The following is a 19694-nucleotide window of genomic DNA, read 5'->3' as shown; positions in this document are numbered from 1 at the left end:
AAAAATCTGCCGACTTAGCTTATGGGGGATACCAGCGACTGGGGTTTTTCAACAAACCCTGCGCGGCTGTCTGGCACAATTTCAATCAAGTTAATCTGGGTCGGCGTGATTTCAACAATACGGCCGTCATTCAATCCAAGATAATCACCTACCTTTACACTAGCAACTGAACCATCAGGGCGTTGTACCAATGCGTATCGCTGACCTTCGGGTGAAACCACGACTCCTCGAAAGATCAGTTGCGATAACTCATATTGCTCAAGTGGTTCTTTGACCCTTGTAATGTCTGGGCGGACGCCATCAATAGACGTCGTAGGACCTTGTACATTGACCAAGCTTGGCGGTAGAAAAGGACTACGCTGCGCGCTGGCACTATAGACAAAATCTTCTACCAGTTCAGCTTGAGGCGGTGGTTCGATAGGCTGTGCTGGCTGGTTACGAATATCAGTCATCGCTTGCTCTGCCATTCCGATACGGTCAGCACAGCCAGCCATAAATACAGCTGAGACACTCAAAGCCAACAACATGGGTAATTTTTGTATACTCATTAGTTGCCTCCTGCGTTTGTATCAGTAGCGACTGCTGCTTCATCTTCAGGAGCAGCTTCTTTGGAACGATAAGTCTTCGTTTGCAGTACCAAATTCAGTTCTGGTAAAACATCCAAACTCGGCTGCGGGTTACTCACTTCAAAATCATGCATAGTAATGATTCGAGGTAATGCAGCAAGGCCACTGATAAAGCTACCAAATTGATGATACTCACCCAAAGCCGCGATACGGATCGGCTGCTCAATAAAGAATTCGTTTTCAATCTCAGGCTCTACTGATATATCTTGGAAACGAATATTACTACCGACACCTGTCATATTGATACCTTCTACCAATTCTGACACACGGGTATCTTTTGGCAACTGATCTAACAAGGTATTAAATTCAGTTTCCATTTGCACAACTTGCGCTTGATAAGCTTCTAAGTGACGCGCACGTGACTCTTTTTCACGGTAGCTGTCAAGCAAGGTCTGTTGCTGACTCTCAGCTGCCTTGATCTCATCTATTTTGCTGCTAATTGGTAGCGCCCATGACAGTGCCGCGATAAAGGTAATAATAAGACCAATTACCGTTACCTTTACTGGTAATGGCCAGCTGCCATAGTTCTCAGAATCCAACGATTCAAAGCTGCGGCGGAATTCATTTAAGTCAAACTGCTTTTTCGGTTTTAACGCCGTTTTCTTAGTTTTGACTAGGCTTTTCTTGCGGACAAGCTTCATAACTCCCCTCCCACACCATCTTCAGCAGGAACAGGTGTCTCAGATTGTACTTTAGTCGTTACCACAAACTGCACATAACTGTCTTCAGGGTATACAGGACGTGGTTGTTCGCCAGTAGCGACAGTGTTATTAAGTACTGGGGCTGCTTCATAAGCACTGATATTCTGCTGAATATTACTCACTGCCGAGTTACCCATCCACTTACTACTATCTAAGTTACGAATCAAGCTCGACACAATGTTTGGGTTATCTGCAAGGCCTGTCAAAGTCAAAACATCGCCTTCGCGTTTTAGGTTGTTCAAATATAGTGCTGGTGGAATGGCACGAGCCAAGTCATCCCATAAGCGTACAGGAACCGGACGGCGACCCTGCAAGTCCTGAATAACCTGCATACGCGAGATAATATCTTCACGGCGCTGCTCTAAACTGTCAATTTCAGTGAGTGCCGTATCTAAGCGTGCGTTTTCTTGTTCAATTAATGCATTGGCATCAAGCTGCTCATCGAGCTCATTATTGAAATAGCTCCATGAAGCAAATGCAGCCAGTAAAGTGAGTAGAGTCACTGCGACTACCAGAGTCATAAACTCTTTGTTGCGACGGTCACGCTCTTCTTGTCGCCAAGGTAAAAGGTTAATACGAGCCATTAGTCAAAGCTCCTTAACGCAAGACCGCATGCAGCCATTAGGCTTGGTGCATCAATGGTCAATTGTTCATTATCAATATTAGGCGCAATGGTCATATTGGTAAATGGATTGGCCACACTAACACTCACCCCGAGTTTTTGTTGTGCCAATCCAGCGAGACCTGCGATAGAGCTACTACCGCCTGCAAGTACTACATGGTCAATACTGCTGTACTGACTAGAAGAGAAATAAAACTGCAAAGAACGAGTGATTTGTTGAATGGTACTTTCTATAAAGGGGGTCAAGATTTCAGGATAGTAATCATCAGGTAAAGTACGTTCACGCTTGCTCAGCGTTGCTTCTTCAAACGATAATCCGTAGCGATTCTGGATGGCTTCTGTCAGTTGCACCCCGCCAAATAACTGCTCACGACTATAAATAAACTCGCCATTTTTTGCGATATACAAGGTAGTTTGATTATGACCAATATCTACCAATGCAACCAACTCTGGCATGTTTGGCAGATTGTCTACCATCAACCCAAAAGCGCGTTCAATAGCATGCGACTCAATATCCATGACCTTGGCTTGCATACCACCAAATGTGAGGGCATCAACACGTTGGTCGACGTTTTCTGAGCGAGAGGCTGCGAGCAACACTTGCACCATATTGTCATCAACTAAAGACGGGCCTAGCACCTCAAAGTCGAGATTGACGTCTTCTAGTGGATAAGGCACATACTGGTCAGCATCCAAACGTATCTGTGCTTCGCGCTCAACATCGTTTAGTACCATATCCATGTCAATGATTTTGGTAATGACAGCAGATCCTGACACAGCTGTTGCCGCATTACTGCCCGCTACCTGGCACCGTCTCGCTAGACTGGCTATAATGTTGCCAACCGCTTCTGTGTCTACTAAGAGTTTGTCAACGACTATACCTTCCGGTATTCTCTCGATACCATAAGATTTGAGATGGAACATGCCTTGTTGGCGCTGTATGTCAACCAACTTCACTGAAGTGGCACAAATATCCACACCAATCAAATGTCGACTTTTAGAAGTAAATAGCCTCACAAACTCTATACCTTATATTAAGTGTACAATCTGATAGTTATTTGTAATAATTGAATACAATACTTTACTTAATTGATAGATTCAAGCGTTTAAAAATATATTAAGGCCTACTTACACATTTATTATGACCTGCTGATTTTGTTCAAGGTATAATGAGTTATCCGCTACAAACTCTAATTAATAAGTCTTATTATGGCCAAAAAAAATGCTACCGCTCGTCTCATTCACTTTTTGGTGGGGCTTTTTGTCGCTTGCCTAGCATTGGCAGTCATCTTAGCACTTGCTGTGCCCATTGGTTTTTATGGCATGGCGATGTATTTATCGCCGACTCTGCCTAGCACTCAAGAAATCAAAACTGCCAACCTAGAAATGCCATTGCAGATTTATAGTAGCGATGACAAATTGATTGGTCAATATGGTAACCGTTTATCATTGCCAGTCACTTTTGATGAAATACCAAAAGATTTGACTCATGCTTTTTTAGCAGCAGAAGATGCTTCTTTTTTTCAGCATAGTGGTATTAGTATCAAAGGGCTTGGGCGCGCAGTTACTGAAGTTGTGACTGATGACGATAGTCAAACTGGTGGATCTACTATCACCATGCAGGTCGCCAAAAATTACTTTTTGAGTCCAGAGCGTACCTTAAATCGTAAACTGACGGAATTATTTTTAGCACGTAAAATCGAAGACGAGCTGAGTAAAAATGATATTTTAACTCTATATGTCAATAAGATTTATTTGGGCGAAGGCGCTTACGGCATTCGCGCTGCTGCCAAAAAGTATTATAGTAAATCATTAGACAGTTTAAGTATTGCTGAGATGGCAATGCTTGCCGGTCTACCAAAAGCCCCTTCTAAATACAATCCTGTTGCCAATCCTACGCGGGCTTTGACTCGCCGCAACTGGATTATTGGCCGTATGCATGAGCTTGGCTACATTACCAAGGCTCAACATGATGAAGCCGTAAACTCACCTGTGGGCATCAAACTATATCAAGAAAAGCTTGATGTAAATATGCCTTATTTAGCAGAAATGACGCGTGCTACCTTAGTTGAACGCTACGGTGAGCAAGTCATGCATGGCGGTTGGCGCGTACGTCTCACGGTCGATAGCAAAGCACAAACAGATGCAGAAGCTGCCATACTAACAGGCTTAGTGGCCTATGAGCACCGTCATGGTTGGCGCGGTGCCGAAGCAAATGACGAGCCTCTCGAAAATTTCCAGCGCTATAGCAATATGTCCCCTGCTAAAGTTACCAAAGTCAACGCTCGTAGTTTTGAAGCGACCTTGAAGTCAGGTGAAAACGTAACAGTCAACTGGTCTGGTATGCGCTGGGCACGTAAATATATCTCTGCCAACCGTATCGGTTACTACCCTGATAATGCCAGCCAAGTGGTCAGCAAAAATGATATCGTTCGCGTAATACCTACTAACAATGGCAGTTGGCAACTGGGTCAAATACCTGAAGTACAAGGTAGCTTGGTTTCTTTGAATCCAGAAACTGGTGCTGTCAATGCCTTGGTAGGCGGCTTTGACTTTAACCACAGTAAATTTAACCGAGCCTTACAAAGCTGGCGTCAACCTGGTTCAACCATTAAACCGCTTGTCTACACCGCTGCTTTAGAAAAAGGCTATCGTCCAGATAGTATTGTCTCAGATCGTCCTATACAAGTAGGGGACTGGAAACCTAAAAACTCGGACGAACGTTTCTTGGGCGATATCACCTTGCGCCGTGGTTTGTACCTGTCTCGCAACTTGGTTTCTATCCGCTTACTACAGGCCATTGGTATCTCCGATGCCCGTAACTTACTAGATGAGTTTGGCTTAGACAAAGAAAAACTACCAACGACTTTATCGCTAGCACTCGGCGCAGGACAAGCAACTCCTTTACAAATGGCAACGGCCTATTCGACCTTTGCCAACGGTGGTCATCGTGTACAGCCCTACTTTATTGAGCAAATCTATAACTATAAGAACGAGCTACTATTCCAAGCCAACCCTCTCCAAGCCTGTGCATTGTGTTTCAACGAGCAACTCGAAGAGGTCAATAAAACGCTATTAGAGGAATACAATCAATCACTCGAAGATGAGACTAGCACCACCGATGAGTCGACTACTGAAGACTTAGAGAGTGATGGAGAGACTGAAGAAGAAGCTACTACTGTTGCTGATGATACGATCTACAACGCAGGTCCACAGTCAGATCGCTTAAAAGCGCCTGCTGTACAGTACATCATGGCCAAACAAGCACCGCGAATACTAAAACCTAGAGTCGCATTTGAGATGGCAGATATCCTACGTGATGTCGTGCAGCGCGGTACTGCAGTACGAGCAAAAGCTTTGGGACGTGATGATATTGGCGGCAAAACTGGTACCACCAATGAAGCTAAAGACGCCTGGTTTGCAGGGTTTCATCCTACCAATGCAACAGTAGTATGGATGGGCTTTGATCAACCGACATCTATGGGTCGCCGTGAGTACGGTGGCGTGGCCGCCCTGCCCGTTTGGATAGACTTCATGAAAGCACAGCTCGAAGACACACCAAATCAGTGGGTATCTATCAATAATCGCTCAAAATCTAAAAAGCAACAACAGCAAATTATAGAAATGACTGATGATGGCATTGTCTCTAATGCTGCTGACGATGATGAGTTGTCCGATACCAATCAACCTGCAAAACCGGTTAAAACTCAAACCCAGCAGCGCAAACCAACTGCCCCTGAACCTATCGAAAACTCAAGCATTTCACAGACACAGGCATCGGGCAACAGTCGGAGTACTGACGGATCATCACAAAATGCTTTGTCAGCAACACCCGTTCAGCGTATGCCACCAATGCCAGAGTAGTTTCTATAAATTTATAGCACGTATTTAGAGCAAAAAGACCTGTCCAGTAATCACTGAACAGGTCTTTTTTTATGCTATTAGTTATTATCTCATTTATACTTCCAAGCAGTTTTATTAGAACTCAACCATCCCTGCACGCAACTGCTCAATCAACTCTAAAAGCTGTTGACGCCATTCGCGTATCGTGGCCTCATCAGGTAGCCACTGATTCGATAGAGTAACAACATTAACAATAAGATCTGGTGATACTGAGTTGTCGTTTGGTGTATTGTCTACAACAGTATCTGGTGGTACCGCATAGAGACAGCGTTGATAAGCACGCTCTATATTTGCCACAAAACCTTGCTGCTGCAATTGCTGTAAGCGCTGAATCTCAGGAGATACTTGCGTACGCTCGCTCAGTGCTTGCTCAATATCGAGCAACGTTGGTGCAGTCATGTTTAAACTATAGAAATGACCCAGTTCTTGAATAAATGCTAATAGTGCGCCATGCAAATGGAAAATAGCGGTTTCACAATGTGCCTGGTATAACTGCTTGTCATTGGAACCGCCTGCTGCTTGGCAAGATAAACGACAAAAATATAGCTTTTGATTGGTTCGATCTGCTTGGTATTTAGCGACGCGTGTTTTACCTGCCATTTGCTAATTGTCCTTTTATAAATAGTGAATTAGAGCCTATTTCCCAGTGTACTATTTTTTTAGATGATAGCACCATGCCTTTCTCAGTTTTTTACACGCACAAAAAAGCCAGCAACTTAGGCTGGCTTTTTATCAAATTAAGAATGAATCAAGATACTTAATACGATTAGTTGTCTTGATTCAACTCTTGAGCAAATGCTTCATCAAAGCTAGCGAAGTCTTTGCTATCAGTGCTTGCAGTCATATCGAAAGCGGCATTAAGATCTTTATCTTGTAGCTTCTGATCTGCTGCTTCTTTACGTGCCTTGTGGTAAGCGAGCCCCGTACCTGCAGGAATCAAGCGACCAACAACCACGTTTTCTTTCAGACCACGTAGCTCATCCACTTTACCAGTCACAGCAGCCGCAGTTAGTACACGGGTTGTCTCCTGGAATGACGCTGCTGAGATAAAGCTTTCAGTTGCAAGACTTGCTTTGGTGATACCTAACAATTGACGCTCAAACTGTACTGGGAATTTATCTTCCGCTTCTAGCTTCGCATTCAATGCTTTGATATCTGCATACTCGACCTGATCACCTTTGAAGTGACTTGAATCGCCGCCGTCAGTGATTTCAACTTTACGCAGCATCTGACGAATGATAACTTCGATGTGCTTGTCGTTGATTTTTACGCCCTGCAAGCGATAAACGTCCTGTACTTCATTGACGATATAGTCAGCAAGCGCAGTTTGTCCTTTCAGACGTAAGATATCATGCGGGTTTTGTGGACCATCAGCGATAACCTCACCACGTGCTACTGTCTCGTTTTCAAAGACGTTGATTTGACGCCATTTCGGGATTAGCTCTTCATGTACTTCACCATCTTCATTAGTAATAATAAAGCGGTTTTTACCCTTGGTCTCTTTACCGAAGCTAACCACACCAGTCATTTCTGCCATGATGGCGTGATCTTTTGGACGACGTGCTTCGAACAAGTCAGCAACACGTGGTAGACCACCAGTAATATCTTTTGTACCAGAAGACGCTTGTGGTACACGGCCTAGAATCGAACCGGCTGCTACTTTTTCACCGTCGCTTACGCGGATGATCGTTTCAGCTGGTAAGAAGTAAACCACTTCTTTGCCTTCATCAGTGTTCAAGATAATCGCAGGACGTAAGTCTTTTGCTGAGCTTGAACGGTCACGAGTCGCTAGAATCTCAAACGAGCTCATACCAGTCGCATCATCAACTTTTACTGTTGCAGTCATACCATCAGTGATGTCACTGAAGCGTGCTGTACCAGCAAATTCTGTGATAATTGGATGCGTATGCGGATCCCATTTAGCGATAGTTTGACCGCCTTCAACCTGCTCTTCGTCTTTTACAAGGACGCTTGAACCATATGGTACTTTATAGCGCTCACGCTCACGGCCAAGCTCATCGGTCAATGCGATTTCAGCTGAACGCGATACGATGACTAAGTGACCATCAGTATGCTGTACTGTTTTCATGTTCTCAAAGTGCGCTTGACCAGCATTACGTACAGAGATGCTGTTATCTACAGAAGCTGAGCTCGCGGCCCCGCCCACGTGGAACGTACGCATGGTTAACTGAGTACCCGGCTCACCGATAGACTGAGCAGCCATAACACCAACTGACTCGCCAATGTTCACTTTATGACCACGTGCAAGGTCACGACCATAACACTGTGAACACACGCCATGTTCGATATTACAAGTAATAACTGAGCGCACCCAGATATCATCGATTGCGTTGTTATCTAGAACGTTAACCCAGTACTCATCAATCAATGTACCCGCTGGAATCAAGATCTTATCAGCATCATCATTGTACGCAACATCGCGTGCAGTAACACGGCCCAGTACTAGCTCACCTAGCTTCTCAATGATTTCACCACCTTGGATATGTGGTTTCATGAGTAGGCCTTCTTCGGTACCACAATCATCGCTGGTGATAACCAAATCTTGCGCCACATCAACCAGACGACGAGTTAGGTAACCCGAGTTAGCTGTTTTCAGTGCGGTATCCGCTAGACCTTTACGTGCACCGTGAGTTGAGATGAAGTACTGTAGTACGGTCAAACCTTCACGGAAGTTAGCTTTAATCGGTGTCTCAATGATTGAGCCATCTGGTTTCGCCATCAGACCACGCATACCTGCCAACTGACGAATCTGTGCCGCACTACCACGAGCACCAGAATCCGACATGATGAAGATAGAGTTGAATGACTTCTGCTCGTCCTCTTCACCTTGTGCGTTGATAACTTTATCTGTTGCCAAGTTGTCCATCATCGCCTTAGCGACTTTGTCATTAGTACGTGACCAAATGTCAACGACTTTGTTATAACGCTCACCAGCAGTTACGAAACCTTGCTCGAACTGATCTTCGATCTCGCGAACTTCGCCTTCTGCCACTTCGATAATATTCTTTTTCAGTGGTGGAATGACCATGTCATCGATACCGATAGACACACCAGATAGCGTTGCTTGAGCAAAACCAAGATACATCAGTTGGTCAGCAAACATAACACTTTCTTTAACGCCAACTTTACGGTAGCAAGAGTTAATCAAACGAGAGATGTTTTTCTTCGTCATCTCTTGGTTACACTCATCAAACGTCATACCTTTAGGCATGATGTTCCAGATAAGTAGACGACCAGCAACCGTATCTTTGATACTGATCTCTTTGGTTTCGTTGCCGTCTTCGTCAATTTGCGTCTCAGTAACACGCACTTTGATCTTAGCGTTTACATGTAGATCGTTTGAACCAATTGCACGCAATGCTTCATTAACGGTAGCAAAAATCATGCTCTCGCCTTTGGCATTGATAGACGAGCGACTGATGTAATATAGACCCAGTACAACATCCTGAGATGGTACGATGATCGGATCACCATTCGCAGGTGACAAGATGTTGTTGGTAGACATCATCAAGGCACGTGATTCAAGCTGTGCTTCTAGCGTCAATGGCACGTGAACGGCCATTTGGTCACCATCGAAATCGGCGTTGAATGCAGTACAAACAAGCGGATGCAACTGGATTGCTTTACCTTCGATCAATACTGGCTCAAATGCTTGCAAGCCCAAACGGTGAAGTGTTGGTGCACGGTTCAAGAGTACTGGATGCTCACGGATAACCATGGCCAGCATATCCCACACTTGTGGCTCTTCACGCTCTACCATCTTTTTAGCAGCTTTAATCGTAGTCGCTAGACCATGAGACAATAGCTTGTTATAAGTAAATGGCTTGAATAGTTCTAGTGCCATTTTCTTCGGTAGACCACACTGATGTAGACGTAGTGTTGGACCTACAACGATAACCGAACGACCAGAGTAATCGACACGCTTACCAAGTAAGTTCTGACGGAAACGACCTTGCTTACCTTTGATCATATCTGCCAAAGATTTCAATGGACGCTTGTTACTACCAGTGATGGCACGACCGCGGCGACCGTTATCAAGCAACGCATCTACTGACTCTTGCAACATACGCTTTTCGTTACGTACGATGATATCAGGTGCGCTTAGCTCAAGTAGACGCTTAAGACGGTTGTTACGGTTGATCACGCGGCGATATAGATCGTTTAGATCTGATGTCGCAAAGCGGCCACCTTCTAGCGGTACTAGAGGACGCAAATCTGGTGGTAGTACTGGCAAGATATTCATTACCATCCACTCAGGCTTATTATTAGAATCACGGAATGCTTCTAATAATTTGAGACGCTTAGACATCTTCTTAAGCTTAGTCTCAGAACCAGTTTGTGGAATCGCTTCACGTAGCTCATCAATTTCAAGATCGATATCGATGTCTTTTAATAGGTCTTGAACGGCTTCAGCACCCATCTTGGCTGTGAATTCGTCACCAAACTCTTCAAGCGCTTTGTAATAATCTTCATCATCAAGCAACTGGTACTTTTCTAAGCTAGTTAGACCAGGCTCAGTTACGATGTAGCTTTCAAAATATAGAACACGCTCGATATCACGTAGCGTCATGTCTAGCAATAGACCGATGCGGCTTGGTAATGATTTCAGGAACCAGATATGCGCCACAGGACTGGCTAGGTCGATATGACCCATGCGATCACGACGAACTTTAGCAGTGGTAACTTCAACACCACATTTCTCACAGATAACGCCTTGGAACTTACGGCGCTTATATTTACCACATAAACATTCGAAATCTTTTACTGGGCCAAAGATTTTGGCACAAAAAAGACCATCACGCTCAGGCTTGAACGTGCGATAGTTAATGGTTTCAGGCTTTTTCACTTCGCCGTGCGACCATGACTTGATGACGTCAGGTGAGGCTAAAGTAATTTGAATGCTATCAAACTCTTGGTTACCGTTGCCGGTAGGGCTTTGCATGATATCGAGTAAATCTTTCAAGTTGCTTCTCCGTTATCTTTATAATCATCTGACAGCGTACTATAGACGCGGATGAGATGAATGAAGGCAATGAATAGGGTTGAGACAAATCACTAAAAGCAGCAGCAACAAAGCAGACTGCCTTTAGTGGACAACTAAGTTAAACAATGGGTTAGTTGCTTTGTTTTAACTCAATATTGATACCCAGTGATTTGATTTCTTTGGTCAGTACGTTGAACGACTCAGGCATGCCTGGATCCATATACTGCTCACCATCAACGATGTTTTTGTACATACGCGTACGGCCTTCAACATCATCCGACTTCACCGTTAACATTTCTTGCAACGTGTACGTCGCGCCATAAGCTTCTAGTGCCCATACTTCCATCTCACCAAAGCGCTGACCACCAAACTGAGCTTTACCGCCGAGTGGCTGCTGCGTCACTAGAGAATAAGAACCCGTTGAACGCGCATGCATTTTGTCATCAACCAAATGGTTCAATTTAAGCATGTACATGTAACCAACGGTTACTTTACGGTCAAACTTCTGACCAGTACGACCATCATACAGTGTCTGCTGACCATCGCGATCCATACCAGCAAGCTCAAGCAGATCTTTGACTTGGCTTTCTCTTGCGCCATCAAATACCGCTGTACCCATTGGGACACCGCCACGTAAGTTAGCTGCTAGCGCCATGATGTCGTCATCATTCAAGCTATCAAGATCAACTTGCTCACCGCCAACTTGGTTATAAATTTTATCCAAGAAGTCGCGTAGCTCTTTGATTGCTGCTTGAGATTTGAGCATACCGTCAATCTTCTCGCCCAACCCTTTCGCTGCCATACCCAAATGCGTCTCTAGAACCTGACCGATGTTCATACGAGATGGTACACCAAGCGGGTTCAATACGATGTCAACGGTATTACCATTTTCATCATAAGGCATGTCTTCAACTGGCATGATGCGCGATACAACACCTTTGTTACCATGACGACCAGCCATCTTATCACCAGGCTGAATACGACGCTTAACCGCTAGATATACTTTAACGATTTTTTGTACGCCATGTTGCAGGTCATCACCAGCAGTCAATTTGCGTTTTTTCTCAGCAAATTTCACATCGATATCTTTTTGCTTATCAACCAAGTAATCAGAAATCTGGGTCAAACGCTCAGAGATTTCTTCTTCTACTGGTTGGATATCAAGCAATGTCTCAAGGCTCATGTCTTTCATGTCAGCCAAAGCCATTACCGTACCCGCTTTTAGACCAGCCCCGCCGCTGACTTTTTGGCCATCTAAGAGATTACCAATACGGCCACGTGCTGCTTCTTCAAAGATACGTAGCTCTTCTTTCAAATCTTTGCGATAGCTATCAAGCTGCGATTTTTCAATCGCTCTTGCGCGTGCATCTTTTTCAACGCCATCACGAGTGAAGACCTGTACATCAATAACCGTACCTTTACTTGAAGTTGGTACGCGTAGTGAAGTGTCTTTCACGTCAGCCGCTTTTTCGCCAAAGATAGCCCGTAGTAGTTTCTCTTCTGGCGTTAGTTGTGTTTCACCTTTTGGCGTCACTTTACCAACTAGAATATCACCAGCGTCAACTTCAGCACCGATATAAACGATACCTGCTTCATCAAGGCTTGATAACGCTGCTTCACCAACGTTTGGAATATCAGCAGTGATCTCTTCTGTACCTAGCTTGGTATCACGAGCCACACAAGTCAATTCTTGGATATGAATAGTAGTGAAGCGATCTTCTTTCACGACTTTTTCAGATAGCAAGATTGAATCTTCGAAGTTGTAACCATTCCACGGCATAAATGCGATGCGAATGTTCTGACCAAGTGCAAGCTCACCAAGATCCGTTGAAGGACCATCAGCCAAGATATCACCCAAAGCAATCTCATCACCTTGGTTAACGATAATACGTTGGTTGATACAGGTGTTCTGGTTAGAGCGCGTGTATTTGATCAAGTTATAGATATCGATACCCGCTTCACCAGCAGTCATCTCGTCTTCGTTCACACGAACCACGATACGTGAGGCATCAACATCTTCAATCACACCGCCACGCTTAGCAATAACACAAACACCAGAGTCACGAGCAACATGACGCTCCATACCGGTACCCACTAGCGGCTTATCAGCACGTAGCGTAGGAACTGCCTGACGCTGCATGTTCGAGCCCATCAAGGCACGGTTAGCATCATCATGCTCTAGGAACGGAATCAAACCTGCTGCAACCGATACGACCTGACTTGGCGACACATCCATATGCGTCACTTTTTCTGGAGGCATACGAACAAATTCACCATAGCTACGTACACTGACCATCTCGTCAGATAACGCGCCTTCTGGAGTTATTGGTGAATCAGCCTGTGCAATGACCGTACCGACTTCTTCAATAGCTGATAGATACTCAATAACGTCAGTCACTTTACCATCAACCACACGGCGATAAGGTGTCTCTAGGAAACCAAAGCTGTTGGTTTTAGCAAAGGTCGCTAGTGAGTTGATCAGACCAATGTTTGGACCTTCAGGAGTCTCAATAGGACATACACGGCCATAATGGGTATCATGTACGTCACGTACTTCAAAGCCTGCACGTTCACGAGTAAGACCACCAGGTCCTAATGCTGATACACGGCGCTTATGAGTAACTTCAGACAACGGGTTGTTCTGATCCATAAACTGTGACAACTGGCTTGAACCAAAGAATTCTTTCACTGCAGCCGCAACTGGCTTAGAGTTGATCAAATCTTGTGGTGACAAGTTATCAGATTCCGCTGAGCTTAAACGCTCTTTTACCGCACGCTCAACACGTACTAGACCAACACGGAACTGGTTTTCTGCCATTTCGCCAACTGAACGAATACGACGGTTACCTAAGTGATCGATATCATCGACATCGCCGCGACCATTACGAATCTCGATAAGCTCTTTTAGAACGTTAACGATATCGTCGTTGGTCAATACACTGCGTTCACGCTGTACATCAGGATCATCAGTGTTATCAAACTCTAAACCGAGACGACGGTTGAACTTCATACGGCCAACGTTTGACAAGTCATAACGATCAGCGTTGAAGAACATGCTTTCAAATAACTTTTCGGCAGTTTCAACTGTTGGTGGCTCACCTGGGCGCATGACTTTATAGATTTCGATCAACGCTTCTTCACGGCTCGACGTGCTATCCGCACGTAGCGTATCAGCGATATAACTACCTTGATCGATATCGTTCGTGAATAGGATACTGAACTCTTTGATGGCACCACTGGCTTCAAATGAGTTCAATTTAACCAATAACTCATGGTCAATTGGCGTGTTTGCTTTAGCGATAATTTCGTCATTAACAACGATATCTTCGGCTAAGATACGCTCATATAGATACTCATCAGGCACAGCGATTTTCGTCATACCTGCTTCTTCAAGCTGACGAATGCGGCGTGCATTGATACGTTTGCCCTGCTCTACGATAACGTCACCTTCAGGTGATACGATATCAAACTGCGCCATTTCGCCACGCAAGCGATCAGCAACTAGATCAATTTCGAACGTCTCTTCGGCTTTATAAACAGCAACTTTATCAAAGAATAAATCTAAGATTTCAGAAGTGGTCAGACCAAGTGCACGCAGAATGATCGATGCAAGCAGCTTACGGCGACGGTCAATACGAGCAAATACTAAGTCCTTTGCATCAAATTCAAAATCTAACCATGAACCACGGTAAGGGATGATACGTGCGTTATAAAGCACTTTACCACTTGAATGCGACTTACCTTTATCATGATCAAAGAAGACGCCAGGTGAACGATGTAGCTGAGAGACGATAACACGCTCAGTACCATTGATAATAAAGGTACCGTTCGCAGTCATCAAAGGCATCTCGCCCATATAGACGCTTTGCTCACGGATATCTTTGATAGCGGCTTTGCTATCTTTGTCTTTGCTGTCTTTGTCTTTGATGATCAAACGGATTTTGACACGCATTGGCGCAGCAAACGTTGAACCACGTAAGATACACTCACGCTCATCAAATTCAGGCGTGCCTAAATAGTACTCAACAAATTGCAACTCAGCGTTACCAGAGTGACTCTCAATTGGGAAAATAGAGGAATACGCAGCTTGCAAACCAGTATTCTCACGAGCTTTTGGCTTTTTGTGCTCTTGCAAAAATTGCTCGTAAGAATCTACTTGAATAGACAGTAAATAGGGAACGTCCATTACAGTGGGCAATTCAGCAAAACTTTTGCGAATACGCTTTTTTTCAGTATAAGAATATGCCATCGAGAGTCCTTACAGTAAACGTGGAAACAAATTAAAAGCGCGGCTAGCATGCATAAATAAGATGCACACTTAGCGACGTAAACGATAATATAAAACGGGTCTTCGTGTTCAGTTCATGTCTTTTCTGTCAATTACTACTTTACTCATCAGTGCTTACCTAGCACATTTCACTTAATATCATTGTTGATTGCTATATTCATGGTAGGTGAATCAGTCTATATGACTGTTGCGACCAAGAAATTCAACATCATATAATATCTTGCCTATCAGGCTAAACTTACAAATACTTTGCTAGAAATAGAGTCAGCTGAGATTGCATATAAACTACTTGCCATCTAAACTACTTCTAAATAAGCTACTTACTACCAAACCATGACCCTACACGTATAAGCGGTCTATGAATCTAAATGCCGACAATAATGCCACACCAAGTAGGCACCTTAAGATCAACAGCTTTTTTCAGAATTAAGAATCGGGGTAACTATAACTTTTAGAATCAGTATAAACTATAGTGTTGATAGGAAAGCATGCAGACACAAAAAAATGCCAAACATCTACGGACGTTTAGCTCATATTAACTGATTTCAAAAACTGGTATGTGTGCTTGCATGTATATCGTCTGTCCTTTTGATGGGTATCCACCGTGATGTTGCATACGTATGTTGGCAGACACAAAAGGTCAAGCTACGAATTATAATAAAAAAAAGCTGGCAATGCAAGGCATTACCAGCTTTTTTTAGTACAGTGTTAAACTTATTTTAGTTCAACAGTTGCACCAGCTTCTTCAAGCTTCTTCTTCAACTCTTCAGCTTCAGCTTTAGATGCAGCTTCTTTGATTGGAGCTGGAGCGCTTTCAACCAAATCTTTTGCTTCTTTCAAGCCAAGGCCAGTCGCTTCACGTACAGCTTTAATTACAGCTACTTTCTTCTCACCAAAGCTAGCAAGAACTACGTCAAACTCGTCTTTTTCTTCAGCAGCAGCAGCAGGACCAGCAGCAGCAGGTGCAGCAGCGGCAACAGCAGCTGTTACGCCGAATTTTTCTTCCATGTCGCTGATTAGCTCAACGATATCCATTACTGACATTTCAGCGATTGCATTTAACACGTCATCTTTAGATAGTGCCATGAGAACTCTCCGTTATCTGATAAAAATTAATTGATTCTAATATCGCTTTGACCGCTTGCCACGATTTCAAATAGGTGTGGCAATAAAGTGCAATCAAGGTTAGCGATGTTAAAGTTACGTTAAAACAAGCAATTAAGCAGCTTCTTTTGCGTCTTTGATTGCCGCTACAGTGCGAACGAACTTGCCAGGAACAGCGTTCATAGTCTGGACAAGCTTGGTCACTGGTGCATTCATAGTAGCCATCAAGATAGAGATTGCTTCGTCGCGAGTTGGTAGCTTCGATACGCGCTCTAGCTCTTCTGGACCATAAACTTCACCACCGACTGATACTAATTTGGTCTCTAAAGCTTTGTTATCTTTGCTAAAGTCGAAAACGACTCGAGCGGCAGATCCCAAATCTTCCATAGAGAAAGCCAAAAGTAGTGGACCAGTCATACGGTCTGACATGCTCTCAAACTTAGTGCCTTCAAAAGCGCGTTTTGCTAGTGTATTTTTCACCACTTTCAAAACAACGCCTTTATCACGGGCTTGTTCGCGCAGCTTAGTAAGCTGTGCAACACCAATTCCATGATACTCGGCAGCTACTGCTGAGTAAGCATTAGCAGCAACTTCAGACACTTCAGCCACAACTTGTTGTTTTTGTTCTAGCGTTAATGCCATAAGTTGACTCCTTTAATCTTATCAATCTACTAATAGTAAAAATGCTAAAAACCGAAGTTTATCTGCCTTTGGACTAAAAGCTACGACTGACTTGATACGACACATTACCAGATGATTCGATTAATAAAAAAAGTATCAACTGGTAACGACTGATTACGGCACCGTTATCAGAATGACGTTAAGTAATAGTTTGGAGATCGTATAAACAATCATACCGCCCTATTGCCTCGTGTCTTAAACTGTGTGGGCCACCGTCTGCGTAGGACAACTAAGATTTTCATCTGTCATCGATTAACAAAAGTGACTCATAGTCATAAGCAACTATCCGAAGATCATTACTCATGACGTTAAACCACTCTCTACCTACGGTCTTAGACAGCGTAGCAAATGCTACGCTGACCTAATTCTTTAAAAATTCTTTATGCTCATCATTCAAAATATTCGACGTGCAAATATTAGAAGATAGAGACTCTAATTATTTTGCAGTGCGATAAGGTACTGGATCGATCGTTAGACCTGGACCCATAGTGCTAGACAAAGTAATTTTCTTGATGAAAGTACCTTTAGACGTAGCAGGCTTAGCACGCTTAAGATCTGAGATTAGTGCTTGAGCATTTTGGATAACTTGCTCAGCAGTGAAACCTACTTGACCGATAGTGGTGTGGATGATACCAGCTTTATCAACACGATACTGCGCTTGTCCCGCTTTTGCGTTAGTCACAGCTTCAGCAACATTTGGCGTTACCGTACCAACTTTTGGGTTAGGCATTAGGCCACGTGGACCTAGGATCGTACCCAATTGTCCAACAACACGCATTGCATCAGGAGCGGCGATAACAACATCAAAGTCCATGTTACCGGCTTTGATTTCTTCTGCTAGGTCTTCAAAACCAACGATGTCTGCACCAGCTTCTTTAGCGGCTTCAGCAGCAGCACCTTGAGCGAATACAGCAACGCGTTTGGTTTTACCAGTACCAGCAGGTAGATTAGTTGCGCCACGAACCACTTGATCAGATTTACGTGGGTCAACGCCCAAGTTTACTGCGATATCAATAGATTCTTTGAATTTTAGCGCTGGCAAATCATTTAGGATTTGAACCGCTTCTTCAAGCGTGTATTGCTTTTCGTTATCAATACGGCTTTGAATTTCTTTTTGACGTTTGGTTAGCTTGCTCATTTACACACCCTCCACGGTAATACCCATTGAACGTGCAGTACCAGCGATGGTACGGACAGCAGCATCAAGATCAGCAGCAGTTAAATCTGCATTTTTGGTCTTAACGATTTCTTCTAGTTGGGCACGGTCAACTTTACCAACTTTAGCTGTGTTCGGTGTACCTGAACCTTTAGCAATACCAGCAGCCTTACGTAGTAAGTATGCAGCAGGTGGTGACTTCATGATGAAGGTAAAAGACTTATCGCTGTATACCGTGATCTCAGTTGGGATCGGTAGACCTGGCTCTTGGCCTGAGGTCGCAGCGTTAAATTCTTTACAGAACGCCATGATGTTCACGCCTTTTTGACCCAAAGCTGGACCAATAGGTGGTGAAGGATTAGCTTTGCCTGCAGGCACTTGCAGTTTGATGTAACCATCAATCTTCTTAGCCATGATACTCTCCTAAATGGGTAATAACGCCAAGCCAAATCATTATCTGATGTGACGGGAGGCTCCCCGGTTGATGAAATTTTTGCTGAATTAGTCTAGTTTTTCAACTTTACTAAACTCAAGCTCAACCTGTGTAGGTCGATTAAATACGTTTACCGTTAGATGTAGCTTAGACTTTTCGTAATCGACCTTTTCGACCATTCCTTTGAAATCAGTGAATGGACCGTCGATAACCAATAACTCTTCGCCCGGCTCAAATAGCGTCTTAGGACGTGGGTCAGTTTCAGTCTGGTTCAAACGGTTTAAAATGCGGTCAGCTTCTACTTGCGTAATCGGTGCAGGCATCTCAGGCGTACCACCGATGAAGCCCATAATACGAGGACAGTCTTTTACGATGTGCCACGTATTATCGTTCATTTCCATCTGGATCAATACATATCCTGGAAAGAACTTACGCTCACTTTTACGTTTTTTGCCGTCTTTCATTTCGACGACTTCTTCAGTAGGAACCAATACATCACCGAATGACTCTGTAAAGTCACTACGGTTAATACGATCAGTTAATGAACGTTGTACTTGTTTTTCATATCCTGAAAACGCTTGGACAATATACCAACGCATATCACGCTCCTGATCGTTATAAATAAGTTGTTGTAAGTAAATGTCTCGCTAATGGTCACCAATACGCGCCATTAACCGATAAAGATACCAACGAACCAATTAAAGAAATTATCTAATAACCAAATAAAAAACCCAACAATCCCGATCACGACAATCACTTGCCATGTGTATTGAAAGGTTTCGTCTTTACCTGGCCATGTCACTCGGCGAAGCTCAACAGCCGCATCTTTTAATAATATTTTAAAAGCGCGACCTTGATGCGTCAATGCCAAGCATACTAATGCAAATACAATAAGTGCAACAATAATACCAATACGTACCCAAACATCATTAGCTGGTTGCCAATAGCCTGGTAAGTATTGATTAACGAGAGTCGCACCGATCAAAACAGCTGCAGCAAGTAGCCACAAAATCAAATCTTTTATTGAACCAGTCTTAGCCACTTCAACAGCAGTAGTACCGCTCGCTGAGACGTGCTTATCTTTAGACAGCATTCCACCAGCAACCGCCTTGGCATCAGATAACTTAGTCTCGAGGTTATCTTGATCATTGCTCATAAAGAACTCGCTTCGGAGA

Annotated in this window: 14 protein-coding genes; 1 reads left to right on the top strand and 13 read right to left on the bottom strand. The window is 43.8% G+C overall.

The features are described from left to right. Positions 1–14 precede the first annotated feature (14 nt). From AC5JPO_RS10425 to pilM, 4 genes are read right to left on the bottom strand one after another with little or no spacing between them, the layout of a single operon-like run. Positions 15–548 carry a pilus assembly protein PilP gene (locus AC5JPO_RS10425; protein WP_443525573.1) on the bottom strand — a complete coding sequence of 178 codons (534 nt, stop codon included), beginning with the start codon at positions 546–548 and terminating at the stop codon, positions 15–17. Beyond that, entirely contained in the window at positions 548–1267 is a 720-nt protein-coding gene (locus tag AC5JPO_RS10420; protein ID WP_319050985.1) for a type IV pilus inner membrane component PilO, read from the bottom strand. The genes AC5JPO_RS10425 and AC5JPO_RS10420 overlap by 1 nt, the downstream gene beginning before the upstream one ends. Then, positions 1264–1911: a PilN domain-containing protein gene (locus AC5JPO_RS10415; RefSeq protein ID WP_443525571.1), complete on the bottom strand. Its 648-nt coding sequence runs from the start codon at positions 1909–1911 to the stop codon at positions 1264–1266. Before AC5JPO_RS10415 ends, AC5JPO_RS10420 begins: the two co-directional genes overlap by 4 nt. Next, complete coding sequence (gene pilM / locus AC5JPO_RS10410; protein ID WP_319050987.1) at positions 1911–2966, bottom strand: type IV pilus assembly protein PilM; 1056 nt, start codon at positions 2964–2966, stop codon at positions 1911–1913. The genes AC5JPO_RS10415 and pilM overlap by 1 nt, the downstream gene beginning before the upstream one ends. A 192-nt stretch (positions 2967–3158) precedes the next feature. Between pilM and AC5JPO_RS10405 the strand changes: the two genes are divergently transcribed. After that, positions 3159–5813, top strand: a complete 2655-nt coding sequence (locus AC5JPO_RS10405) for a penicillin-binding protein 1A (protein WP_443525570.1) — start codon at positions 3159–3161, stop codon at positions 5811–5813. Between the two features lie 114 nt (positions 5814–5927). Here the strand turns inward: AC5JPO_RS10405 and AC5JPO_RS10400 are convergent, their stop codons facing one another. The 9 genes from AC5JPO_RS10400 to secE form a co-directional block, all read right to left on the bottom strand. Beyond that, positions 5928–6452: a DUF6586 family protein gene (locus tag AC5JPO_RS10400; RefSeq protein WP_319050989.1), complete on the bottom strand. Its 525-nt coding sequence runs from the start codon at positions 6450–6452 to the stop codon at positions 5928–5930. Positions 6453–6618: 166 nt separating this feature from the next. Beyond that, complete coding sequence (gene rpoC, locus AC5JPO_RS10395) at positions 6619–10836, bottom strand: DNA-directed RNA polymerase subunit beta' (protein ID WP_443525568.1); 4218 nt, start codon at positions 10834–10836, stop codon at positions 6619–6621. A gap of 151 nt (positions 10837–10987) precedes the next feature. Continuing rightward, positions 10988–15106: a DNA-directed RNA polymerase subunit beta gene (gene rpoB / locus AC5JPO_RS10390; protein WP_443525566.1), complete on the bottom strand. Its 4119-nt coding sequence runs from the start codon at positions 15104–15106 to the stop codon at positions 10988–10990. Positions 15107–15859: 753 nt separating this feature from the next. After that, a complete protein-coding gene (gene rplL / locus AC5JPO_RS10385; RefSeq protein WP_319050992.1) occupies positions 15860–16231 on the bottom strand; it encodes a 50S ribosomal protein L7/L12 in 372 nt (123 codons plus the stop codon). 132 nt (positions 16232–16363) lie between these two features. Next, positions 16364–16891, bottom strand: coding sequence for a 50S ribosomal protein L10 (gene rplJ, locus AC5JPO_RS10380; RefSeq protein WP_057761724.1), 528 nt, complete (start codon positions 16889–16891; stop codon positions 16364–16366). A gap of 475 nt (positions 16892–17366) precedes the next feature. Further along, entirely contained in the window at positions 17367–18068 is a 702-nt protein-coding gene (gene rplA / locus AC5JPO_RS10375) for a 50S ribosomal protein L1 (protein WP_319050993.1), read from the bottom strand. Next, positions 18069–18500, bottom strand: coding sequence for a 50S ribosomal protein L11 (rplK, locus tag AC5JPO_RS10370; RefSeq protein ID WP_058025423.1), 432 nt, complete (start codon positions 18498–18500; stop codon positions 18069–18071). 87 nt (positions 18501–18587) lie between these two features. Beyond that, a complete protein-coding gene (nusG, locus tag AC5JPO_RS10365; protein ID WP_319050994.1) occupies positions 18588–19118 on the bottom strand; it encodes a transcription termination/antitermination protein NusG in 531 nt (176 codons plus the stop codon). A 71-nt stretch (positions 19119–19189) separates the two neighbouring features. Then, a complete protein-coding gene (gene secE, locus AC5JPO_RS10360) occupies positions 19190–19675 on the bottom strand; it encodes a preprotein translocase subunit SecE (protein WP_443525565.1) in 486 nt (161 codons plus the stop codon). Positions 19676–19694: the final 19 nt, after the last annotated feature.

It is taken from the genome of Psychrobacter sp. H25 (assembly GCF_059076335.1).
The sequence above is the reverse complement of the archived record's forward strand: the minus strand, read 5'-3'. Positions and strand labels throughout refer to the sequence as shown.